Source organism: Bizionia gelidisalsuginis, from assembly GCF_008086185.1.
GTDB lineage: Bacteria > Bacteroidota > Bacteroidia > Flavobacteriales > Flavobacteriaceae > Bizionia > Bizionia saleffrena.
The window spans coordinates 1-22,526 of sequence record NZ_VSKN01000020.1 but is presented as its reverse complement, the minus strand read 5'-3'; the positions used below and the strand labels follow the sequence as shown (position 1 = coordinate 22,526).

Annotated in this window: 23 protein-coding genes; 10 read left to right on the top strand and 13 right to left on the bottom strand. The window is 33.9% G+C overall.

Going from position 1 to position 22,526, the window contains the following annotated elements; genetic code table 11:
* Positions 1-54 precede the first annotated feature (54 nt).
* From ES677_RS12430 to ES677_RS12400, 7 genes are all read right to left on the bottom strand, one after another.
* A complete protein-coding gene (locus ES677_RS12430) occupies positions 55-2,481 on the bottom strand; it encodes a TonB-dependent receptor domain-containing protein (RefSeq protein WP_148368005.1) in 2,427 nt (808 codons plus the stop codon).
* Positions 2,462-3,829 carry an HTTM domain-containing protein gene (locus tag ES677_RS12425; RefSeq protein WP_148381418.1) on the bottom strand — a complete coding sequence of 456 codons (1,368 nt, stop codon included), beginning with the start codon at positions 3,827-3,829 and terminating at the stop codon, positions 2,462-2,464. The genes ES677_RS12430 and ES677_RS12425 overlap by 20 nt, the downstream gene beginning before the upstream one ends.
* Before the next feature lie 76 nt (positions 3,830-3,905).
* A complete protein-coding gene (locus ES677_RS12420) occupies positions 3,906-5,021 on the bottom strand; it encodes an imelysin family protein (protein ID WP_148381417.1) in 1,116 nt (371 codons plus the stop codon).
* Between the two features lie 150 nt (positions 5,022-5,171).
* On the bottom strand, positions 5,172-6,386 hold the full coding sequence (locus ES677_RS12415; RefSeq protein WP_148381416.1) for a DUF4856 domain-containing protein: 1,215 nt from the start codon (positions 6,384-6,386) through the stop codon (positions 5,172-5,174).
* A 159-nt stretch (positions 6,387-6,545) separates the two neighbouring features.
* Complete coding sequence (locus ES677_RS12410; RefSeq protein ID WP_148368009.1) at positions 6,546-7,409, bottom strand: hydroxymethylglutaryl-CoA lyase; 864 nt, start codon at positions 7,407-7,409, stop codon at positions 6,546-6,548.
* 124 nt (positions 7,410-7,533) lie between these two features.
* Entirely contained in the window at positions 7,534-8,151 is a 618-nt protein-coding gene (locus tag ES677_RS12405; RefSeq protein WP_148381415.1) for a LysE family translocator, read from the bottom strand.
* 38 nt (positions 8,152-8,189) lie between these two features.
* Positions 8,190-9,227 carry a quinone-dependent dihydroorotate dehydrogenase gene (locus ES677_RS12400; protein ID WP_148381414.1) on the bottom strand — a complete coding sequence of 346 codons (1,038 nt, stop codon included), beginning with the start codon at positions 9,225-9,227 and terminating at the stop codon, positions 8,190-8,192.
* Between the two features lie 128 nt (positions 9,228-9,355).
* On the opposite strand from ES677_RS12400, the gene pepT reads away from it, so the two are divergent.
* Both pepT and ES677_RS12390 read left to right on the top strand, forming a co-directional pair.
* Entirely contained in the window at positions 9,356-10,597 is a 1,242-nt protein-coding gene (pepT, locus tag ES677_RS12395; protein WP_148368290.1) for a peptidase T, read from the top strand.
* 435 nt (positions 10,598-11,032) lie between these two features.
* Complete coding sequence (locus tag ES677_RS12390; RefSeq protein WP_148381413.1) at positions 11,033-11,242, top strand: YdeI/OmpD-associated family protein; 210 nt, start codon at positions 11,033-11,035, stop codon at positions 11,240-11,242.
* A 139-nt stretch (positions 11,243-11,381) separates the two neighbouring features.
* Here ES677_RS12390 and yajC read toward each other — a convergent pair whose 3' ends face one another.
* The 4 genes from yajC to ES677_RS12370 all read right to left on the bottom strand — a co-directional run bounded on the left by yajC (position 11,382) and on the right by ES677_RS12370 (position 14,367).
* Positions 11,382-11,666, bottom strand: coding sequence for a preprotein translocase subunit YajC (yajC, locus tag ES677_RS12385; RefSeq protein WP_148368013.1), 285 nt, complete (start codon positions 11,664-11,666; stop codon positions 11,382-11,384).
* Positions 11,666-12,163 carry a DUF1573 domain-containing protein gene (locus ES677_RS12380; protein ID WP_148368014.1) on the bottom strand — a complete coding sequence of 166 codons (498 nt, stop codon included), beginning with the start codon at positions 12,161-12,163 and terminating at the stop codon, positions 11,666-11,668. Before ES677_RS12380 ends, yajC begins: the two co-directional genes overlap by 1 nt.
* 54 nt (positions 12,164-12,217) lie before the next feature.
* On the bottom strand, positions 12,218-13,129 hold the full coding sequence (gene nusB / locus ES677_RS12375; RefSeq protein WP_148368015.1) for a transcription antitermination factor NusB: 912 nt from the start codon (positions 13,127-13,129) through the stop codon (positions 12,218-12,220).
* Between the two features lie 131 nt (positions 13,130-13,260).
* Positions 13,261-14,367, bottom strand: coding sequence for a Glu/Leu/Phe/Val family dehydrogenase (locus ES677_RS12370; protein WP_148368016.1), 1,107 nt, complete (start codon positions 14,365-14,367; stop codon positions 13,261-13,263).
* Positions 14,368-14,512: 145 nt separating this feature from the next.
* Here ES677_RS12370 and ES677_RS12365 point away from each other — a divergent pair, with 145 nt between their 5' ends.
* Both ES677_RS12365 and ES677_RS12360 read left to right on the top strand, forming a co-directional pair.
* Positions 14,513-16,270, top strand: coding sequence for an ABC transporter ATP-binding protein (locus tag ES677_RS12365; protein ID WP_148368017.1), 1,758 nt, complete (start codon positions 14,513-14,515; stop codon positions 16,268-16,270).
* A gap of 76 nt (positions 16,271-16,346) precedes the next feature.
* Positions 16,347-16,754, top strand: coding sequence for a PUR family DNA/RNA-binding protein (locus ES677_RS12360; RefSeq protein ID WP_148368018.1), 408 nt, complete (start codon positions 16,347-16,349; stop codon positions 16,752-16,754).
* A 78-nt stretch (positions 16,755-16,832) separates the two neighbouring features.
* Here the strand turns inward: ES677_RS12360 and ES677_RS12355 are convergent, their stop codons facing one another.
* The gene (locus tag ES677_RS12355) at positions 16,833-17,168 is read right to left on the bottom strand and encodes a tRNA-binding protein (RefSeq protein ID WP_148381412.1); all 336 of its coding nucleotides are present in this window, start codon (positions 17,166-17,168) and stop codon (positions 16,833-16,835) included.
* Positions 17,169-17,336: 168 nt separating this feature from the next.
* Here ES677_RS12355 and ES677_RS12350 point away from each other — a divergent pair, with 168 nt between their 5' ends.
* The 6 genes from ES677_RS12350 to ES677_RS15815 all read left to right on the top strand — a co-directional run bounded on the left by ES677_RS12350 (position 17,337) and on the right by ES677_RS15815 (position 22,145).
* Entirely contained in the window at positions 17,337-17,663 is a 327-nt protein-coding gene (locus ES677_RS12350) for a DMT family transporter (protein ID WP_148381411.1), read from the top strand.
* Positions 17,664-18,143: 480 nt separating this feature from the next.
* Complete coding sequence (locus ES677_RS12345) at positions 18,144-18,836, top strand: hypothetical protein (protein ID WP_148381410.1); 693 nt, start codon at positions 18,144-18,146, stop codon at positions 18,834-18,836.
* Between the two features lie 145 nt (positions 18,837-18,981).
* Positions 18,982-20,019, top strand: coding sequence for a hypothetical protein (locus ES677_RS12340; protein ID WP_170235066.1), 1,038 nt, complete (start codon positions 18,982-18,984; stop codon positions 20,017-20,019).
* A gap of 58 nt (positions 20,020-20,077) precedes the next feature.
* Positions 20,078-20,701, top strand: coding sequence for an outer membrane beta-barrel protein (locus ES677_RS12335; protein WP_148381408.1), 624 nt, complete (start codon positions 20,078-20,080; stop codon positions 20,699-20,701).
* A 208-nt stretch (positions 20,702-20,909) separates the two neighbouring features.
* On the top strand, positions 20,910-21,296 hold the full coding sequence (locus ES677_RS12330) for a hypothetical protein (protein ID WP_148381407.1): 387 nt from the start codon (positions 20,910-20,912) through the stop codon (positions 21,294-21,296).
* Between the two features lie 36 nt (positions 21,297-21,332).
* Positions 21,333-22,145 carry a M23 family metallopeptidase gene (locus ES677_RS15815; RefSeq protein ID WP_148381406.1) on the top strand — a complete coding sequence of 271 codons (813 nt, stop codon included), beginning with the start codon at positions 21,333-21,335 and terminating at the stop codon, positions 22,143-22,145.
* 257 nt (positions 22,146-22,402) lie between these two features.
* Here the strand turns inward: ES677_RS15815 and ES677_RS15885 are convergent.
* On the bottom strand, positions 22,403-22,526 hold a 124-nt coding region (locus tag ES677_RS15885), incomplete at its 5' end, for an IS3 family transposase (RefSeq protein ID WP_394349293.1).

The window sequence follows — 22,526 nt, the reverse complement described above, 5'->3', positions numbered from 1 at the left end:
TACCACCACTGTTCTTGTCAGCGCGTTTATAAAAGTATTTCAATAAAACACGTTCTAAAACTTAACTTGTAGCGTCGCGTAATAATTTCTTGGCGATGAAGGAATAATTCCCGGGCCTGGATAACCGGTGGCACGTCTTGTAAAATAAGCGTTATCTAAGACGTTATTAATACCTGTTTCTAATTTGAAACGCTTATAACTATACGACAAAGAGACATCTAAAATATCGTAGGTAGGGATTTCCCCAATAACGCCACTAATTCCTGCGGCCTTAGAGTTTGTAGCGTCTGTAAACTGCTCTGATAAATAAGAATATTGAACATTAGCTAAAAGATTTTTATACCCGAATTTCATTCCTGTTTTAATATTGTAATCCGGTACAAATTCGACTTTATTTCCTTTAACTCCGGAAACTTTTGAAGCGGTATACTCTGAATTTATAAAGGAGGCATTTACAAAATAATTGAAGCTAAAATTAGAGTTTAACTGTAAAATCTTTTTCAAATTAAAATCGACTAAAGATTCTAAACCAAACGTTCTCGCATCTCCTACATTACCGCGTTCACTAACCACACGGTTATCGTCTAACTTCTTTTGGATAAAACCAATCCTTCCGTTGTAAAACAAAGCAAAAGCTCCTATATCGTAAGACACAATAGTATTTAAGGCACCTCTAATTCCTAAATCGGCAGTAAAACCATCCTCGTCTGTAATATCTGGACTAATCTGAAATGCTGGGTTAGAAATATTAATATCAGAAAAAGTTACCGAGCGGTAGTTTTGAGACCAATTAGCATAGAGTTCTAATGCCGAACTTGGCTTATAGCTTAGCCCAACACCAAAGAGTATAAACGAACGCTCAAAATCTTGATTATCAGTTATCGTTTCTTCAAAAATAACATTATCTGCGCCATCTAAATTAATGTTTTTATAGACCCCATTACTTTGCGTTCGTATATATTCAAAACGGACTCCTGGCGTTATCGAAACCTTATCGTTTAAATAGAATATATTTTCTCCAAATACAGAGACGTTAAAGTTTGGTAAATCAAATTGCGATTGATTCTTATAACTTGAAAACGCGTTATTATAAAAACTAAAATCTGCACCGTAACCATCACTTCCTGCACCCTGTTGTTGTTTATTATCTGCATTATACACTTTAGCACCAATTAAGAAAGTGGCATCTTTGTCTAACACTTTATACTTACTTAACAGTCGTGTTTCAAAACCATAATTTTTAAAATCTCCTTTTATTAAATCACGTTCGTTTAAAGGATCGGCTTGATCTACGCGATTACTTCTATACCCTAAAGCATATCGCGAGGCATTCAATCCGAAAAAGTTAAACGTGAAATTGGTGTTTTCTGTAAATTGATGCGCAAATTTTAAATTATATAACAACCAATCCACCTGAAACCAGTTTCTTTCTCTGTTACTTTGATTAGGATTGGTATAAAACATAGTATCCGATAAGCCTCCCCCCTGTTGCGCTAAATACCGCATATAGGTTACTTCCCCGGTTAAAGACGTGTTCTCATTAAATTGATAGCCTAAATGCGCAAACACATTTTTAGATTCGAACTCTGAATGTGGTCTAAAACCGTCTCCTTTTTTGTAATTAAAGTAACTGTAATAACTCCACTTTTTCTTTGTGCCACTTACACTTGTAAAGTTAGTGTACAGTCCATTACTACCTACCGTATTTCTAGTAATGAGCTCGAAAGGCTTATTGGGATTTGGGGTTTTCATTTTAAAATTAATTAACCCTCCAAATTGTGTCCCGTACTGCAACGATGCCGCACCACGCACCACTTGTATTTCTTTAATTCCTTCGCTGGCTGGCGTGTAATAACTTTCTGGATATCCTAAAACGTCGGCACTAATATCGTACCCATTTTGGCGTGTGTTAAAATTGGCCGTTCTGTTAGGATCTAAACCGCGACCTCCAATATTTAACTGTAATCCAGCGTCATCGTTTTGGTAAATATTTAAGCCCACCACCTGACTAAAAATCTGTCTCGCGTTATTGCTTGCCAAATTAGCCATAGACTGTTCTACTAAAACCACTTCGGTTTTTTTACCTGCAAAAATAGAGGTGCCTTCCACGTCTTTTAATCGCGATAATTCGAACACCTTTTCTTTTCGCGCTGAGATTTCAACTTCGGAAAGTGTCACGCCCAAAGGTTTTAAACTGATGTTTATTTGCACATCATTATCTACTGAAACAAGACGCTCTTCAACTTGAAAATCGTAAGAAAAAAACACTAATTGCAATTGCGGTCTGTCGGTTTGAAACGTGTAAGACCCGTCGGCATTAGTTTCTGTTAGCTGCCCTTTTGCTTTATTATAAATCTGAACATCTGCAATACCTTCTCCCGTATCAGAATGAGTAACCGTTCCAGAAATAGTATGTTGCGCCAAAGCATAACTACTTAATAATAGGGTAATCGCTAATAATTTAAAGTCCTTTAATCTCATCGTTAAATGGTAAAATCCACGTTTTATGTTTAAATGATTCTTTTTCTTGATATAAATCGACCATTTTGTTTATAAATGGCCGACTTCTTCTTCCGTTTAAAGCCACATAGCTCTCTGCAAATACTTGTACATTTTTATGCCCTTGACTTCTAAAATGATCACCCAAATAATGCGCATACTCCAATATAAAATCGGGCTGAGCACTCATTTCTTTTTCTTGAAATGAAGAAAGGAAATCGGAGTTATTTACTATAAAAGCGTCTCCGCTTTCTCGGTCTACTATTTTAAAGGTGGTATAGCCAGATTTTTCCATAAGCATGACACGCCACGAAAACCGGTAGCCTTCTTCCGTCCAAAACAATTCGCCGGGATACAACGCATAGCGAAACGGCAAAAATAATTGAATAGCGAAAAATAAAGCCAATACAGGCAAAATAAATCGTTTAGATTTCGGGTAATTATAGTGTGCACTTACAGATACTTCTTTTGAAAACCCGAAACGTTTAAATACACGTTTTAAAAGGTCTATTATTTTAAGATGAAGTGACGCATCGAAGAAAATTAAAGTCGCCACAATCATAATAAAAGGAAACATTCCGATTGGGAATAACACGCGTGTAAATACGTGAAAAACCACGACTATTAAGAAAGCAAAACCGCGTGTTCTTTTGTACAACAACAAAAACGGAATACATATATCGTACAACATACCGCTCCAGCTCATTGTAAAATGAAACCACTCTTGTTGCATAATATTTGTGCCTAAAAAAGGCATATCGTAATTAGACGGTAGCCATATTTTTAAAGGCATTGCTTTAAACAACCAATCGGAGTTTATTTTAGCCAAACCCGCATAAAAATAAACCATTCCCAATAACAGTTTCAAACAATCGATAGTCCATTTTGGCACCATTGTAAACGACATTTTTTTAGTGTATGCATCTAAAGAGAATGAAACATTGGCAGGCAAAAAAATCATTAAAAAGCTTAATACGCTTATAAAATAGTAGTGATTTAAATACGTGGTTTTATCCATAAACTCGATATAAGTAAAACTTAAAAAGAACACACAGATAGCAAGCCTGTATTTATAGCCTAAGGCGACAAACAACGCAGAGATTCCTGCACTAATAAAAAGAAGATAGGTGTATATACCCACTGGCTGAATCCACTCCAAACCATAATAAGAAAAGTGAAATTTTGGGGCGATGTAGAGCGTGTCTATCCACCCGTGATACCAAAACCTAACAATACTATACAACATCATAATACCAAAGAGCATTCTAAATACAGCTAAAGGTGCTGCATTAGTTTGCGATTGAAAGTATGTTTTAAGTGTTGCTGTCATTTGGCCAAATTTGTACAAAAAAAAGATCCTCCAAAAACAGTTTAGAGAATCCTTTAGTATTATGTTTTATAAAGTATTAATCGCCATCATTATCTACATACCCTTGATCTAAACTAATTTGCATCGCCTGAATCATATCAACTTTTAATAAAACAACACCTACTTGCAACGCGTCGTAAACTTGCGTCATTTTGCTACTATCGTCTTGTATTTGCTGATTAAAATTAGGGTTAAGCACTTGCATTCGCGTTCGCGCTTGGTCGTACTGCGTTACAATAGACGATGAAATATCTGTTTTGTTTAAGTAGCCCAAATACGCCTTTAAACTCGGGCCAGTAACTGTAGAATTGTAAGCCTCTCCAATAAAAAATTCTTGAACCGCATTTAACGCTTCAGCTGCTAATTCTTTAGAATATATTTTAGAGTAATACCCTTCTACCTTTTCTGGCAAAGGGCTATTTGCAAACACTCCAGCTGGAATTCCAAACTTCAGAGATCGTAAACCGCGTTCGTAATAATTAATATAGTCGTTTACCGTTTCGTTAACACCACTTGTTGCTGAGTTACCCGATCTACTTATATAATCATTTCTATAACCAGAATTCCAACTTGTTACCACTGTTTGCGTTAACGTTTTCATTTTTTCTACAACATCCGACAGATACGCAGTATAATTACTTGCATTTACACTCGTAGAATATATAGCAACAATATCAGTATCTGTTGTCGCTACTCCAAATAATAAATAATCTAAAGCAGGGAAACCAACGGCAGCATTATTACCACTATTGCCTAAATCGTAAGATCCATTTGAAATATTACTCTCGATTAGAGTTACATTACTCGGATAGATATTCATTTGCTTGAAATATGCTAACTCATCCGCTTTACCAATATTAAACATTTCGGCATATTGCCATACTTTGTAAGCCGATAACCAAGCCGTTCTTAGACTAACTAAATTAGCTTGATTAGGAGTTGTTACAAACGTGTTCTTTGCTTGTACCAGCGCCTCTAACTCTATATTAACATCCTCTAAAACTGGAATGATAAAATTATCTGCCCAATGGGTAAGCATTGCTTGTCTATCAAAATTATCAGAAGCTCCTCCATTAGTATTGCTATCGTCTGAAGTACTACACCCCACGATAACCAATGCTAATACTAGTATTGAAATACCCTTTTTAATCATCCTTTTTATATTTGTTTTTAAAAAGCTTTGCAAAGATACTAAATACCTAAGTATCTCATTTATTAAAGCTTAATAAGCTTATTCTTTTTTATTACTGAATATCGAAGACGCAGAGGCATATTAAAATCTCTGCTTTTCTAGATTGTATTCTTATAAGGCCGCTTGAACCGTAAACCCAAATCGCGTTGCTATAGTTTCAGACATCGCGTTTAAAGTTGCAGGAGTAACCTCCCAAAAACCGTTACCTTCCATTAGTTGCGCCGTAAAATCATTAACCTCTGTAGCGAACACATAAGGCGTATCTGCGTTTGGTTCTCTTGTAAATTGTAAACTATAGATAAAACCGAAGCCTTCTGATAATTGGTGGAATGTTTTTGCCATATCACCAGTAGCTAATGCATTTTTACCACCTTGTAAATAATGCACGGCGCGTACTGCAGTTACTTTAGAAATATTTTCTCTAAGGATAGTAATTTGCTCATCTCTTAAATCGTAATCGTTAGCAATAATTGCTGCTCTACCTAAAGCAAAAGCCTTAAATACTGTGTTTGCAATTCCGGCAAAATCACCATCTTCATTCACTTTTCCTAAATAATTATTTAGAAATGAATCGCCATCTAAAGTTGGAAAAGCAGGGTTCGCTTCAGCCCCATATAGGTAACCAAAAGCTTCATCCCATTTATGCTCCATAGTCGTGTACATTTTTCCACTTTCCACAACTTTGTTCGTATTATTTGCTCTATTAGCACCTTCGTCTAAAACAGCATCACTTAAGTAATTATTTAATATTTGATCGGTCATTAACCCTCCAATTAACCCTTTAGCCACTGCTTGATTTAATTCTAATCCTTTACCATTTACATAGCGAATAGAACCACCACCTGCTTCTTGCTTAAATCCTGCTGTTCCCGATGTTGCTTCTACGCTCCAGTTAGGAAACACTATTGTTGCTTGCTCTGTAATCCAAGTATCAAATTCTGCTTTAATAGCGTTAGCACCTGTTGTATTTGCCGAGAAGTAATCTCTAGACGCCGCTACTTTACTCCGAATGCTTTTTCCTGATGCATTAAGGTCAGCCTCTGAAAAATCTGCATTACCTTCAACGTGTGCAAACATATTGTTCAATTCCGTTTCGGTAGTTGTGTTTATTTTCAAAGCGGAAACCAACTCGGTAGTCATTGCTATTCGTGTTGTTTGTCCGCCAAAACTTACTGTCGATTCACCGTTACGTAAAAATTCGTAAGACGTAGGCTGTACTACTCCTGGTTCCTGACTTACTGATAAAACGTTATCATTATCACTATTACAGGCTGTAAAGGCTAATGCTGCTGTTACTATTGTTACTCCTAAAACTACTCGTTTCATTTTTACTATTTTTATTTAGACTTGTTATAAATAATTATGTTTTGAGTCCACAAAAGTAAAAGGGATAGACGTACTATGCAAGTTTATTTAGAATTATTTTAAATAGTTTTTTTAAACCTTATAGTCACAGTATTAATTTGGATAGATAGCAATAGGAAATTAATGGTGATTTTTAAAGATTTTTGTTGCTTCGTTATAAGCACTTTCAAAGGACAATGCGTTTAGTTGCGAGTCGTTTTTAGTGGTTAAATAGGAAAGTAATTTCTCGGTAGGCATATTTCCGGTAAGATCATCTTTTGCCATTGGGCACCCTCCAAAACCTTGGATAGCACCGTCATATCTGCGGCAACCTGCTTTGTATGCGGCGTCAATTTTTTCGTGCCAAGTCGTTGGTGTTGTATGTAAATGTGCCCCAAATTCTATGTCGCTATATTCAGTAATTAAGTGAGAAAACAAATAGTTAATATTCTCTGGGTTCGATGTCCCTACCGTATCACTTAACGATACGATTTTAACGCCCATTTTCGATAACCTTTCCGTCCACTCCCCTACAATATTTACATTCCAGGGGTCGCCATAAGGATTCCCGAAGCCCATTGAAATATACACCACTACTTCTTTATTGTGTTTATTAGCAATATCTAAAATCTCTTGAAGTGCCACCACCGATTGTGCAATAGTTTTGTGTGTATTTCGCATTTGGAAATTCTCTGAAATAGAAAACGGATACCCTAAATAATCAATTTCTGGATGTTTACAAGCATCTTCCGCACCGCGAACATTAGCAATAATAGCTAATAATTTACTGGTCGTTTTACTTAAATCTAATTGCGATAAAACCTCTGCTGTATCTACCATTTGTGGAATGGCTTTTGGTGATACAAAACTACCAAAGTCTATGGTATCGAAACCCACGCGCAATAACGATTGGATGTATTGAACTTTTTGCGCCGTAGGAATAAATTGCTTTATACCTTGCATAGCATCACGCGGACATTCGATAACTTTTACTGGTGTTTTCATAGGGTGTCAAAGATAAAAAAGATTAGTAGTATCTAAAACGTTTTACAATGGTATTTTTTTTAGATGGAATAGATAACCTTCAACGACCAATATAAAACAGACCCCCCAAATTTTAACTGCCTAATTATAATAAGATTAAAATAGCAATTGCGACAAACACTACAATTTGTACCCATTTTAAAACGACACCAATGTGCTGATGGGTTTTTATAGCCGAGGAAATCAAGCCTGCTAAGATAGCGATGCCCGAGAAAATAATAAAGGAGGTTAGCATAAAAAGCAGACCCAAAATGTAAAATTGAGTAACGGTACTAAGACTGTCGTCGAATAAAAAACCAGGAAAAAACGCTAAAAAGAAGATAGATACTTTGGGATTGAGAACATTCATAATAACCCCTTGTTTAAACAATTGCCCGTAGGTTTTTTTAGGAACTGCCGCCTTAGACAACGCAATTTTATCTGGAGCCGTATAGACCTTATAGGCTAAGTATAATAAGTAACCAGCGCCAAAAAGCTTAATAATAAAAAACAGATTTTCATTTGCTTTTAAAATAGCAGAGACCCCAAAAGCCACTAACGTCGTGTGCAATAGACAGCCAGAAATTAAACCACACACCGTGGCAATGCCATATTTAGTACCGTGCGTAATACTTTGTAATAATACATAGATATTGTCCGGCCCCGGAGAGAATGCCAAAGCCGACGTCGCGATTATAAATGCCAAAAGAATATCGTAGTGCACGAATGTGTTTTAAGTTCGGTTAAATGGAGCGTTACCTACTACCGTCCAGATTCTAAAATAACTTTGTTAATTTTTTTTATTAAGCTTGGTCCTTCATAAATAAAACCAGTGTAGACTTGTACCAAGTCGGCACCAGCATCAATTTTTTCTAAAGCATCGTCTGCCGAGTGGATGCCGCCAACCCCAATTATAGTAAACGCCTTATTACTTTTATCGGCTAAGTATTTAATAATCTGTGTCGATTTCTCTTTAATTGGTTGTCCGCTTAAACCTCCATTTCCAATCGCTTCTAATTCAGCCTCCGGTGTTTGTAAACCAGAACGATCTACCGACGTATTACTGGCAATAACACCATCTAATTTGGTGGTAATAACCAAATCGATAATTTCATCTAGTTGCACCGTATTTAAATCTGGTGCTATTTTTAGCACTATAGGTTTCTGCACAGCGAAGGTATTATTAACGTGTTGTACAGCACCAATTAATTCTTCCAAATAATCGCGATCGTTAAGCTTGGCGTGACTTCCTACATTAGGGCAACTCACATTCAATACAAAATAATCTACATAGGGGTGCAACGCAGTAAAACACGTAACGTAATCTTGTGTATAATGTTCTGGTGCAGTATCTGTATTCTTACCAATATTCCCCCCAATTATTAGTTTCCCTTTATTTTTCTTGAGCTGAGAAATGGCCGATTCTAATCCGTCGTTATTAAAACCCATTCGGTTAATAATTCCTTTATCGGCTTGCAGCCTGAAGAGTCTTTTTGTCGGATTCCCAACTTGTGCTTTTGGTGTTACCGTACCTATTTCTATAAAGCCAAAACCGAAATTGGCAAGCTCATTATACAACACTGCATTTTTATCGAATCCTGCGGCTAATCCTACCGGATTTTTAAAGGTTAATCCTAAAACATTACGTTCTAGTTTCTTGTCTTCAATCGTATATAAACTTCTAAATAATGCTGGAAAACCAAGGATTTTAGAGCTTATTTTTATTAAAGAAAAAGTGACATGATGAATTTTCTCAGGATCGAAAAGGAAAAATAATGGGCGCAGTAAAACTTTATACATTGGTGGGTGTTTGGACAAAAATAAGCCTAAAAAAAAAGATGAACAATTCAAAAGTCAAAAAAATTAATAATCGTACTTTAGCAAATCATATTGAGCACAAATTATACACCTTAAAATTGTCATTAAAAATGATTTCTAAAGAAGATATTATTAAACGCTTTGTAAGTTACGTCACTGTAGATACAGAGTCTGATCCAGAAAGTAAGACGACACCAAGTACTGAAAAACAATGGAATTTAGCCAATGCCTTAGTCATTGAGCTGAAGGCTATTGGTATGCACGAGGTAACCATAGACGATAACGCCTATATTATGGCGACTTTACCAAGTAATGTCGACCACGAGGTGCCAACTATTGGTTTTATCTCTCACTTCGATACCTCTCCAGATTTTACGGGTGCCAATATAAATCCTCAAATCATTGACAAATACGATGGTAAAGACATCGTTTTAAATGCCGCTGAAGACATTATTTTATCTCCAGATTATTTTGAAGATTTATTGCAATATAAAGGTCAAACATTAATTACAACAGATGGAACGACACTTTTAGGTGCCGATGATAAAGCTGGAATTACTGAAATTATTTCGGCCATGGAGTATTTAATTCAACATCCAGAAATTAAGCACGGAACCATTAAAGTTGGGTTTACACCAGATGAAGAAATTGGTCGTGGTGCTCATAAATTTGACGTTAAAAAATTTGGTGCTGATTGGGCCTATACAATGGATGGTAGCCAAATTGGAGAATTAGAATACGAAAACTTTAACGCTGCGGGTGCAAAAGTACGTTTTAAAGGGAAAATTGTACACCCAGGTTATGCGAAAGGAAAATTAATAAACTCTATGTACATCGCGACAGAGTTTATTAACTCACTACCGCGTTTAGAAACTCCAGAACACACAGAAGGTTACGAAGGTTTTTTCCACCTTTATTCTATAAATGGAGAAGTGGAAGACACGGTTTTACAATATATTATCCGTGATCACGATAAAGAGCATTTTGAGGCTAGAAAAGAAGTAATGGCGAAGTTAACGGCAGAAATTAACTCGCAGTACGGACGTGAGGTCGTAACTATTGAAATTGAAGACCAATACTTCAATATGAAAGAAAAAATAGAGCCGGTAATGCATATTGTAGATCTTGCTGAAGAAGCAATGAAACAATTAGGTATTAAACCGCTTATTAAAGCTATTCGTGGTGGTACAGATGGGTCGCAGTTAAGTTATATGGGATTACCTTGTCCGAATATTTTTGCTGGAGGTCATAATTTTCACGGACGTTACGAATACGTGCCTGTAGAAAGTATGATTAGAGCTACGGAAGTGATCTGTAAAATTGCAGAACTTACGGCTCAAAAAAGTAAATAAACATTTACTGTAGTGCAGTAAAATGAGATCATAAAAAAAGCCACTCTACCTTTTTAGAGTGGCTTTTGTATTTAGCCTAATTCCTTGCGTAATTTTACTCAGCACCTAAAAACTATAGGTTAAAACACCAGCGACATTTCTTGATGTATTTCGCCGCTATACGTTTTTTTGATTAGACCTTACTATTTTCATTCGCTGCGGTTTCTTTTTGTGTGGTTTTAATGAAGGTATTTGCAAAGGCTACTGTTTCGATATTTTGGTTACAAATTGCATTTTGAATCTTAGATTGAGAATAACTGAATTAAAAGACAAAAAGCGCTATGAATAATAGTGGATTAGTCCCCACTACATAACACTTATCAAAAAGTAAAATCAGATAAAGCGTCTCTAAAAATAGATCCCACTGTGAAGAAAGACGCTCTAAATTGAGAGCTATTGAAAATAATAAACTCCAAAAAAGATTGGCAGCCGCAACGCTGTACAAAATCCGTAACTATTCCTAAAGCATTACAAACTGCTTTGAACGAAAAAAAATCCTTTTTAATAACCTTTAAAGAAGTATCTCTAAGAAAACACCCTAAGATAGGCGTGCATATTGAAACCGTTAAACGCGAGGCTACAAAACAGTCACGCTTGGAAAAATAACAGTACTTATACTTAAAGACGCAGAATTATATGATAAATATAAAACTGTTACGGGTTAAAATTATTTAAAATATAAACAAAAAAAAAGCTCCAAGTCGATACTTGAAGCTTTTTATATAGTCTGAGCGTTCTGCTCTATTTACTTTTCGGGAGCGTTAACTACCTTACTCAATTCCATAGAAATTGAAGAACGATCGAATTTTAATTTTCCTGACATCGTTTCAATAATACAGCTACGATCTTTATCGTTAAGCTCTAATATTTTTCCGTGTAGTCCACTTTTGGTAACTATTTTGTCACCTTTTTTCAATTCAGCAGCGAACTTTTTTTCTTGTTTAGAACGTTTCATCTGCGGTGCAATCATAAAGAAATACACAACAGCGAACATTGCTAAAATTGGTAAAAAACTTGTAATATCTCCCATTACTTAGCTACGGGTACAATTGCTGCAGAACCTGCTCTTTTTGGAGCGTTAGGATCTGGTTTAACAAATGCAGATATTTTAACTACTTCTCTACCTTTTTCTGTGTTTGCTGTTACTGTTACAGCTTTAGACACTTTGTTTGTTCCTTTACCGTTAAATTTAACTGTGAAGCTTCCTGTTGCTCCTGGAGCTAATGGTGCTTTACTCCAATCTTTTGGCACAGTACATCCACAGGTACTTTTAATATCTGTAATTACTAAAGGAGCAACTCCTGTATTTGTGTAATTAAAAACTGTTTCTACGTTAGTACCAGAAACAATTTCTCCAAAATCGTGCTCGCTCTTATCAAAGGATAAAACAGGAAATTTAGAAGATTCTGCATCTCTCTCTGCAGCTGCAGCTACGTTATTATCATCAATTTTTTTTGTTGCATCTTCTTTACAAGATGTAAATGCTATTAAGCACATTGCACTAAATGCTAATACTACTTTTTTCATAACTAATTTATTATTTTTAATTTAAAGATTTGTAAAAGTAACAATTATTTTAGACTACATCAACCCTCTTCCTATTTTATTTAATTTTCCTTCACTTTCGTATTCTTTAACGAGCTTGTCTAAAATTCCGTTTATAAAAATGCGACTTTTTGGTGTCGAGTATTCTTTAGAAATTTCTAAGTATTCGTTAATAGTTACTTTAGTAGGAATAGAGGGGAAATTTTGAATCTCGCAAACGCCCATTTTCAGTAATAATAAATCTATTTGTGCAATACGCTCAGAATCCCAATTGGTAGTTTTATTGTTAATTTCTGTGGTTAAGGCACTCTGATTTAGTAGAGTTTTGGTGATTAACTTAATTGCAAATTCTTTATCCTCTATATCTTTATATAATTTAGGGATAAAATGAAAAGGGCTAGAGTCTGGTTTTACTTTGCGTAATAATTTTAAAACCGTTGTATTTACCGTTGGCAAGTCGTCTAACCACGTTAATTTTTTGTCTTCTAGGTAATCGTAAAGTTTATCGTTTGGTGCTATAATATCTTTAAAGACATCTTCTATAAAGGCTTTGTCTTCTTTAAAAGAAGATGTACGCGTTTCTGTATAGTCTTTGTATAAATCGCTCTTTAATATCGCTTTAAAAATTAAATCGACATATTCCCCGTCAAGTTCCCAGTTAGAAATATTAAATTCTTCAAACTTTGCTTGTAATTGCTCATTTTCGACAAGCATTTTAAGCACTTCGTTATTAACAAACTTTCTATTCGGATTTTTTTCTTCTTTGGTTGCTAAGTGTTTGTTTTGAGATTTTATAAGATAATCTTCTGCTTTTTTCTGCACCTCTATTAATAAAGAGATATTTAATAAATACAGGTTATACATATTATCGATACTGGTCAATAAAAACCTTTTGTCTTTTCCAAAATCGTCACTTTCTGTACCATTAAATGCATATAAACCTTGCATTACTTTTACTCTTATGTGTCTTCTACTTAGCATAATTACAAAGAACTTTATCTTATTATTTTGAACGGGATTAAAAAAAGGCGAAAAGTTAATTTAACTTTCGCCTTGCAAAAATAGTGTTTTTATGAATATTACTTATTCATATTTTCTTTTTTTCTAGCATCAATTCTACCTTGAGCTATATTTAATGCTGCTTGATAAGTCGTAATATCGTGAGATTCAGCATTCGATAAAATTTCTAAAGTGGTATTGTAAATATTTTCCGTTTTACGCATTATTTCGGCTTTACCATAATTTTCTAATTCTGCGTAAACGTTGATAATACCACCTGCATTAATTAAAAAATCTGGAGCGTAAACAATACCTCTATCTTTTAATGCTTGTCCGTGGATAACTTCATTTGCCAACTGGTTGTTTGCAGCACCTGCAATAACTTTAGCTCTTATTTTCTTTACAGTATCATCGTTTAAAGTTGCGCCTAAAGCACACGGAGCATAGATATCTACATCTTCGCTATACAAATCTGATCCTCTATAAATAGTAGCACCATATTTTTTACTTACCGCTTCTAAACGTTCTTCGTTAATATCTGAAATAATAACTTTAGCGCCTTCGTTAGATAAATACTCTACTAAGGTTTCACCAACGTGACCAATACCTTGAACAAGTACTTTTTTATCTTCTAAAACGTCTGAACCAAATTTATATTTAGCCGCCGCTTTCATTCCCATAAAAACACCGTAAGCTGTAATTGGAGAAGGGTTTCCTGCTCCGCCTCTTTCTTCAGATATTCCGGTTACATAAGGTGTAACGTCGCGTACAATATCCATGTCCGCCGTTTCCATTCCTACGTCTTCCGCAGTTATATATTTTCCGCTTAATGAGTGCACATAAGCGCCAAAACTTCTCATTAATTCTGGAGTTTTTTGTGTTTTAGCATCACCAATAATTACGGCTTTACCACCACCAAGGTTTAATCCTGTAATGGCCGATTTAAAACTCATACCACGAGACAGACGTAAAACATCGTTTAATGCTTCCCATTCGTTAGCGTAATTCCACATTCTGGTTCCTCCTAAAGCAGGACCTAATACTGTATTGTGAATACCTATTATTGCTTTTAAACCCGTATCTTTGTCGTTGCAAAAAACAATTTGCTCGTGATTATCGAAAGATAATTGACCAAAAACTGGGTCTATTTTGTGTAGTTCGTTCGTGTTTACAACTTCAGCTGTCATTATAATTGTAATTTAAGTTAATAAAGGTGCTATTATTAATTGTGTGAAATAAACGTGCAAAAATAGTTTAATATTAATGGTATAACAAAAATTAGACCTTAAAAAAAGAATTATTTAAAAATACATTAACCTTTTGGTTTATCAAATGAAAGAATTACAACACCTTAACAAGTACTTTTTAAAATATAAATACCAAATCATTATAGGTATTATCATTACTATTGTGTCTAAAATATTTATTGTTTTTGTACCGCAATTAATTGGGTCGACAATAGATATTGTAAATGAGCAAACGCAAAATCCAGAGGCCGATTTAACCGTCTTTAAAAAAGAACTCCTTCACAATATTTTATTAATAGTTGGTACTGCTGTTGTTGCGGGTATTTTAACCTTTTTAATGCGCCAAACCATTATTAATGTGTCCCGATTTATTGAATTCGATTTAAAAAATGAAGTGTACCAACAGTATCAAAAATTATCACTTAATTTTTACAAAAAGAATAAAACCGGTGATTTAATGAACCGCATTAGTGAAGATGTTGGCCGAGTACGTATGTACGCCGGTCCCGCTATAATGTATAGTATAAATACCATCACCCTATTTTTGGTAGCTATCTTTTTCATGTACCAGCAAGCGCCTTTATTAACCGTTTATACCATTATGCCTTTACCTGTTTTATCGGTGCTAATTTATTTGATTAGTAAAGAAATTAATAAGCGAAGTACCGTGGTGCAACAATATTTGTCAAAATTATCGGCGTTTACTCAGGAATCATTTAGCGGTATTTCTGTAATAAAAGCGTACGGATTAGAATCTGAAACCTTTAAAAATTTTAACGAACTGTCTATCGCTAGTAAAGAAAAGCATTTAAGTTTGGTGCGTATTCAAGCCTTTTTCTTCCCAATAATGGTACTGCTCATTGGTATTAGTAACCTAATCGTTATTTATATTGGTGGGAAACAATATATCGATGGCCTAATTAGTTTAGGAACCGTTTCAGAATTTATTATTTATGTTAATATGTTAACGTGGCCAGTGGCAACGGTTGGTTGGGTAACTTCAATCGTGCAAGAAGCCGAAGCCTCGCAAAAACGTATTAACGAGTTTTTAAAACTAGAACCGGAGATTAGAAATAATGCGACGTTGCCTTCGGATATAAAAGGAACAATTGAATTTAAGAATGTTCATTTTACTTACGACGATACGAATATTAAAGCCTTACAAGGTTTAAGCTTTAAAATAAACACTGGAGAAACCCTAGCTATTATAGGTAATACCGGGTCTGGAAAATCAACTATTTTAGACTTAATTAGTCGTCTCTACGATGCTGATTCCGGTGAAATACTTATAGATGGTAAAGAAGTGTCTTCACTTAATTTAAACAGTTTACGAAACGCTATTGGTTACGTACCACAGGAAGCCTTTTTATTTAGCGACACTATAAATAACAACATTAAGTTTGGTAAAGAAGATGCCACAAACGATGAAGTTATTGAAGCCGCTAAAAACGCTCAAGTACATAAAAACATTAACGAGTTCACCAATAAATACGATACGGTTTTAGGAGAACGTGGGGTAACGTTGTCTGGCGGACAAAAACAAAGGGTGGCTATTGCGAGAGCCATTATTAAAGATCCTAAAATACTGTTGTTTGACGATTGTCTGTCGGCGGTAGATACAGAAACCGAAGAAAAAATATTAAATAATTTGAAGACTCTGTCCAAAGGAAAAACAACAATTATTGTAAGTCACCGTATTTCTTCCGCTAAAAATGCCAACCATATAATTGTGTTAGATAACGGTAAAGTGGAACAAAAAGGGACGCATAATGAACTGATTGCCACCGACGGTTACTACAAATCGCTGTACTTAAAACAACTTAACCAAAAAGAAATGCAGTAATTAGTTGTGTGATTTCATTTTTTTTTAGATTTTTGAAAGATAAGAACGTAAAACAATAACTTAAATAATATAAAGGATGCATAATAACGAAATGATGGAGAAGGAAGAGATTTATTCGAAAGTTTTAAGAGCAGGGAGGAGAACGTATTTCTTTGATGTAAGATCTACAAAGGCAGGAGATTATTATTTAACAATTACCGAAAGCAAAAAATTTACTAACGACGATGGTTCCTTTCATTATAAAAAGCATAAAATATATTTATATAAAGAAGATTTTACAGAGTTTAATTCGATTTTAAAAGAGATGACCGATTACGTCATTACTGAAAAAGGAGATGAAGTTATTAGCGAACGCCATCAAAAAGATTTCAAAAAAGAATACGACGCACCTAAAGCAGAAGAAAAAACAACTGAAGACGTAGAAGATGAATCTACAGCTACAATTGAAAGTCGTTTTACAGATATCGATTTCGACGATATTTAATTGCGAAGACCTATTACAACAGAAAAAACCGTTACTCTTTTTAAGACTAACGGTTTTTTTTGGTTTTACTAGTAACGTCTAACTCACTATACTTCCATTTGGCACCTTACTTTCAGGGTGTAGTAATAGCACTTCTTTTGCGTTTACAGCACCAACGACTAAGCAATCGCTCATAAACTTCCCTATTTGCTTGCGTTTAAAATTTACTACTGCCACAATTTGTCGCTGTAGCAAATCAGATTTCGAGTATAATTCAGTGACTTGTGCCGATGATTTTTTAATCCCCAAAACACCAAAATCTATGGTGAGTTTGTAGGCCGGTTGTCGCGCTTCGGGGAAGTCTTCCACTGCTATAATAGTCCCCACGCGTAAATCTATCTTTGTAAAATCGGTGAATGTAATTGTCGTGCTCATACTGTAAATATATTATTATTTTTAAAAGGATTGCACATTTGCAAACCCTAAAAGCAACCTAACCTTTAGGCACGGCAACGCTTTTAAAATTGTAGCTACGTAATTCTAAATTAAATAGTATTTTTACCGCAATAACTTTATTTAAGCGCTCTCTTAATTTTATTACTAATGAACTGGATTTTACTTATTATTGCTGGCCTATTCGAAGTTGCTTTTGCGACCTGCTTAGGCAAAGCAAAAACAGCAACAGGAAACGCAGCCCTATTCTGGTACACAGGCTTTTTAGTGTGCTTAATTATAAGTATGTCACTCTTGGTAAAAGTAACCCGAGAACTCCCTATTGGGACGGCTTATGCGGTTTGGACTGGTATTGGCGCCGTGGGCACAGTACTTATTGGTATTTTTGTATTTAACGAGCCCGCACACTTTTGGCGCTTACTCTTTTTAACGACGCTTATTTTATCTCTGGTTGGTTTAAAATTTGTCTCGCAATAAAACGCATGCTAACATATTTAAAATAAAACTGATCTTTTTTCATTTTTTCTACATGTTTTAGGTCTTTTATGTAAATCCTTATGTTGTATAATAGTCATAAATTTCAGTATTTACGATTTTTTACATTGCGTTGGCTTTGAATTAAACATATGTCACACTCTTAATTATGGTTTTGGTATTTGATTAAAAAGTTTATTATTATCACATAGCTAAGTTCCCACCAATATTAAATTTAAGAAACTTAATTTTAAATAATAGAACAGCCAAAATAACTCTTATAATAATTTAAAATGTACGGATGAAACACTAACCAAATATAATTAGGAAAAAAAAACGACCTGAACATTCCTTAAAAAGAAGTAAGGCAAAACTTAAATAATATGAAAAAATTAATTTTTGGTACAATGGCACTTGCAATGGAATGTTTATTTATTCTTGTGAAAAAGGAGATGATAATAACATTAATAGCGGTAAAAAAAAATGACCTCTAATATAGTCGAAGAGTTAAATAGTATTTTCGGTGATATTGAGAGTGATAATTCATCTTTTAAGCTTAATGTTCAATTAGCTAATGAAAACAACCCTTTTGATTCTGTTGGAGTTAAACATAATGAAGTACTTAGTTACCTCAATTCTCTTGAGCTGACCGAATCTACCATATGCAATTCTCTAACAGAAGCAAGCAGAGAGTTTGATACTAGAATAACATTAAATTGTCAAGAAATATTAAATGTAATTAATAATGGTACATCTAAAACATTTGATGATTTAGGTAATTATAAAGCAGATTTACTAGACGAATTGTTGAGTACTGATAAAATAAGTGAAAATGAATATTCAATAGTTAATACAACCATAGAAAATGTATATAATAATAATGATTTGAATCAGAGAATTCAATTACTAAAAGCTTCTGAGGAATACACCAAAAATTCACAAGTTTTAACTAATACTGAAAAAGGAAGGATTCAAAGAACCTTTGCAATATACCGTTATAGCACTTATTACTGGGAGGTTGAGACTAATAAATTAGCAGGTCCAGGCGCTGATTTAGCAGATGCAAGTGCAGAACATTGGCTATTAAATTCGCCTATCTCTCCTGCTCAGGATGGAGCAGATGTCTCTGTACTCTCAGGTCTAATATCTTTAATGTATTTCGTACTAGGATACTAAAATTGATTCTTAACATTACATTAAAAAAGTATAACCACGACGTCGTGGTTATACTTTTTACTTAATTAATTATTTTCCTATTTGTTAATACCTAAAAATGAAAACAATGCTAAAACACCTCCTTTTTTCACTCTTATTTATTTCAATGTCCTACAGTCAGACAGAAAACACTGTAGCCCCCAAAAACGAAAAGGGCAAAATAATCTTGTTTGGTGAGGCCCATTTTGTTAAAGAAAAATACGACGAAATGAAAGCGTTTATTTTCGAAAAGTTAGAAAACGTGGCATCAAAAGAAAAGGTTACTATCTTTTTCGAACTCCCCTCTAGTTTAAATTATGCCATAAGTAGAATTAAAGAAGACCAGGACACCACACTATTTGAGGAGTGGTTTAACCATGTTTACAAAGCAAAAGAAATGAAACCCTCCTTTTTCTGGACCGATTATAGAGCGTTTATTTTATCGTTACTGGAATACGCAGAAAAAAAGGACATCCAATTAGAACTAAAATGTATAGATGTAGAATTAGAGTTTAGAAGAACCGCTTTTATTTTATCATCTTTTAAAACGAAGTTAAACAGCAAAATGGATAGCTTAATACAGAAAGAGCATATTCCAAAGAGTTCGGAAATTAGAACCACGCTCTTAAACTATGTTAATGAGTTAGCATTAATTTCAACCGATCCTCACGAATTAGAAGTTTTAAAAACTTTACAGGTTTCTCTTTTAATTGACTGTACTATTTGTAGAAAACGCGACCGTTTTTTGTATGACCGCTTTAAAAAGTATTATGATCCAACCGATGCTATAGTATTTGGCACTTTTGGCTTAGCGCACGTAATAAACAAACCAGACTTTTCTAAAGTTAGTGAATTTTTTAAAATAGACCACAAGGTAGATACCACAAACCATAAATCGATGTCTAAATTCATGACCACAGATTTTAATGATAAAATATTTAGAGTGGGTATAATTGCATTACAACACAATTTGCGTTTGTCCGATTATCAAAAACCTGTAGATTATAGCTACATAATGAATACGGAAGAGCGTAATTACATTAAAACATTATTTAAAGATAAGGAAGTGGTGAGATTATATCCTTACGAACACAAAGTGTTAAGCAATTTAGCATCGAACCTTGATTATTTAATTGTTTACAAGAATTCTAACTATAGGTATTAGAGCTTATCTTTAATAAAAATAAACCCGAATATATATTAACATAAATAGAACAAAACCAATGAAAACTTCAACCTTACTTTTAACACTAGGCTTCATCCTTAATGTTGTAGTTCTTCAAGCACAAGAAACGAACACATCAAAATTTAATATCGTTGCTTATGGCGGTATCGGTTACACAAAAGTTATAAATGATGATGCCCCAAACTACGATTTAAATGTAAATACAGGCGATTTATTACTTAGTTACAATGCTTGGAAAACCATTGGTATAGCAACTGGTTTAGGGTATTCAGAATTAAGTGGTAACGGGTTTAACACCAACGGTAATTTTTATCAAGAGCGTACGGTTATTAAAATACCGCTGTTATTGACTTTAAATAAAGACATTACTGAACATTTAATTGTGACAGGAAATTTTGGTTTTTATGGACAAACCATTGTTAAAGATGAATTTCAGTATATAGATAGTATTGAAAAAGACGTTTATGAAGGGTTTAATTTCGGAATGCAATTAGGTTTGGGAATAGGCTATAGATTTGACGAGCGCCTTGGTTTTGGAGTTCATTTGAATTCACAATCCGATTTTAGTAGTTTTGAAACCAGCAATAACGCAACCTTTAAAAACGAACAAAAGCATAAGAACTTAACATCAATAGGGATATTTGCAACACTTAAATTGTAACGATTTCTGATAAAAATGAGGTTAATGCCTAAAAGACATCAATCGATTATAGAAAAATTTGGTGATTATATCTAAATTTAAGATCTTAATACTCCTATTATATCATAAAATTAAAAAACTCTTACTCCTACTAACATTTTTTATTCTGATTTCTGCCACTGCCAAAAAAAATAGTGACTTAGAATTAATCTGCTTTGGCAAGTGGTCTATGGAATATGTGGAATCTTCCGAGCAACAAATTCCAATCCCTGGAGATGTTGATGAGAATTGGATGATATTTCATAAAAACGGAAAACACGAAGTAATGTCTCTAGGAGAGATTCATTTCGGAAAATGGGTCTATACTAAAGACGACAGAACAATTAGGTTGTCTGAAGAAGAAAACTATATCAATCAAAAAACAGAACTAATAAACAATCAGAAACTCATTCTATCATTTACAGCAGATAGTGATTTTTTTAAAAATGGGATTAAAAAAATTACACCAATAAAAACAGAAAAATTAACTACTATAAATACAAATTACGCCTATAATTTACCGGTATACTCATTAATAAATCACCCACACGATAAGCGAAATGCTCAAATGCAATGAAATAAGCCCTCTAATCTACCCCAAAAACGAAACGCAATGAAATTTTACACATTACTTATTATAATCTTTATCACAACTATCTGTAGCGCAGAGCCCGCAGTAAAAATATACTATGAACAAATTGAAAATGGCTATATTATTTATGCAGATAACCAAGAGCTCTGCCCAATGAGTATAAAAATCGATTTCACTACTAAGAATCTCAATATAGATGGTGGTAACAATAATATTTATATTATCGATCCGATAAAAAAAAGACAGTTATTAACAAAGTTAACGGTCTCTAAAAAGGGAAAAGCTTACAAATTCTCTTATAAATACTGGTCAAATTACGGAAATCATAATAGTGATAACTATAATACCGATTTTGCATACAGCCTCCCTTTTCCAAGTTCCAATACCTTTAAAGTGTACCAAGGTTATAATGGTGATTTCTCTCATCAAAAAGAAAATGCGCTTGACTTTACAATGCCAATAGGAACGAAAATAACAGCGATAAGAGAAGGCATTGTAATTAATGTTGTTGAAAGTAACAGCAAAAACTGTGGAAAAGAAGAATGTAAAAAGTATAATAATTTTATTATAATCTATCACCCAGATGGGACCTTTGCAGAATATACTCATCTAAAACGAAGTGGCTCCATCGTAAAAATTGGAGATAAAGTAAAACAAGGAGAGTTAATTGGATATAGCGGAAATGTTGGCTGGAGTACTGGCCCGCATTTACATTTAGTTGTTTATCTTCAAAAATTAATGAAAAGAGAAACTATAAAAACTAAATTTAAAACTGGTAATGGTGAAAAATTAGAATACCTCACAGAAAAGGAAGAATATTTTCGCAATTATTAGAAATTAACTTCTAACTTATTTAATAATAAAATCTGTAATACTCTTAAAAAATCATTATTGTCCAACAAAAGAATTAAGACCGTTTCACTTTCAATTTAAAGAGTTAAAACATAACAGTAATTTATTAAAAATCAGGAGTTAATATAATCACAATGTATTTAATTCATATAAAGCCTAAAAGTAAGCTGCAAATATTGAAACCTTAAAAAAACGTATAGAATAAGGACTGGACATGCAAACAAAAAGTGCAGTATAAGTTAAGCAGCATATTTATAATTAATTTTTAAGTTATTAAATTCTTTAATTGTCAGATAATTGAGTGTTGAGTGCCTTCTCTTTTTATTATACCAAAGTTCAATATATTCAAAGATATCTCTTTCC

Excerpts from the sequence above, each read along its gene's own strand:
- ES677_RS12430 (WP_148368005.1), bottom strand. The coding sequence starts at position 2,481 with ATGAGATTAAAGGACTTTAAATTATTAGCGATTACCCTATTATTAAGT.
- ES677_RS12425 (WP_148381418.1), bottom strand. The coding sequence starts at position 3,829 with ATGACAGCAACACTTAAAACATACTTTCAATCGCAAACTAATGCAGCA.
- ES677_RS12420 (WP_148381417.1), bottom strand. The coding sequence starts at position 5,021 with ATGATTAAAAAGGGTATTTCAATACTAGTATTAGCATTGGTTATCGTG.
- ES677_RS12415 (WP_148381416.1), bottom strand. The coding sequence starts at position 6,386 with ATGAAACGAGTAGTTTTAGGAGTAACAATAGTAACAGCAGCATTAGCC.
- ES677_RS12410 (WP_148368009.1), bottom strand. The coding sequence starts at position 7,409 with ATGAAAACACCAGTAAAAGTTATCGAATGTCCGCGTGATGCTATGCAA.
- ES677_RS12400 (WP_148381414.1), bottom strand. The coding sequence starts at position 9,227 with ATGTATAAAGTTTTACTGCGCCCATTATTTTTCCTTTTCGATCCTGAG.
- pepT (WP_148368290.1), top strand. The coding sequence starts at position 9,356 with ATGATTTCTAAAGAAGATATTATTAAACGCTTTGTAAGTTACGTCACT.
- yajC (WP_148368013.1), bottom strand. The coding sequence starts at position 11,666 with ATGGGAGATATTACAAGTTTTTTACCAATTTTAGCAATGTTCGCTGTT.
- ES677_RS12380 (WP_148368014.1), bottom strand. The coding sequence starts at position 12,163 with ATGAAAAAAGTAGTATTAGCATTTAGTGCAATGTGCTTAATAGCATTT.
- nusB (WP_148368015.1), bottom strand. The coding sequence starts at position 13,129 with ATGCAAGGTTTATATGCATTTAATGGTACAGAAAGTGACGATTTTGGA.
- ES677_RS12370 (WP_148368016.1), bottom strand. The coding sequence starts at position 14,367 with ATGACAGCTGAAGTTGTAAACACGAACGAACTACACAAAATAGACCCA.
- ES677_RS12365 (WP_148368017.1), top strand. The coding sequence starts at position 14,513 with ATGAAAGAATTACAACACCTTAACAAGTACTTTTTAAAATATAAATAC.
- ES677_RS12360 (WP_148368018.1), top strand. The coding sequence starts at position 16,347 with ATGCATAATAACGAAATGATGGAGAAGGAAGAGATTTATTCGAAAGTT.
- ES677_RS12355 (WP_148381412.1), bottom strand. The coding sequence starts at position 17,168 with ATGAGCACGACAATTACATTCACCGATTTTACAAAGATAGATTTACGC.
- ES677_RS12350 (WP_148381411.1), top strand. The coding sequence starts at position 17,337 with ATGAACTGGATTTTACTTATTATTGCTGGCCTATTCGAAGTTGCTTTT.
- ES677_RS12345 (WP_148381410.1), top strand. The coding sequence starts at position 18,144 with ATGACCTCTAATATAGTCGAAGAGTTAAATAGTATTTTCGGTGATATT.
- ES677_RS12340 (WP_170235066.1), top strand. The coding sequence starts at position 18,982 with ATGTCCTACAGTCAGACAGAAAACACTGTAGCCCCCAAAAACGAAAAG.
- ES677_RS12335 (WP_148381408.1), top strand. The coding sequence starts at position 20,078 with ATGAAAACTTCAACCTTACTTTTAACACTAGGCTTCATCCTTAATGTT.
- ES677_RS12330 (WP_148381407.1), top strand. The coding sequence starts at position 20,910 with ATGGAATATGTGGAATCTTCCGAGCAACAAATTCCAATCCCTGGAGAT.
- ES677_RS15815 (WP_148381406.1), top strand. The coding sequence starts at position 21,333 with ATGAAATTTTACACATTACTTATTATAATCTTTATCACAACTATCTGT.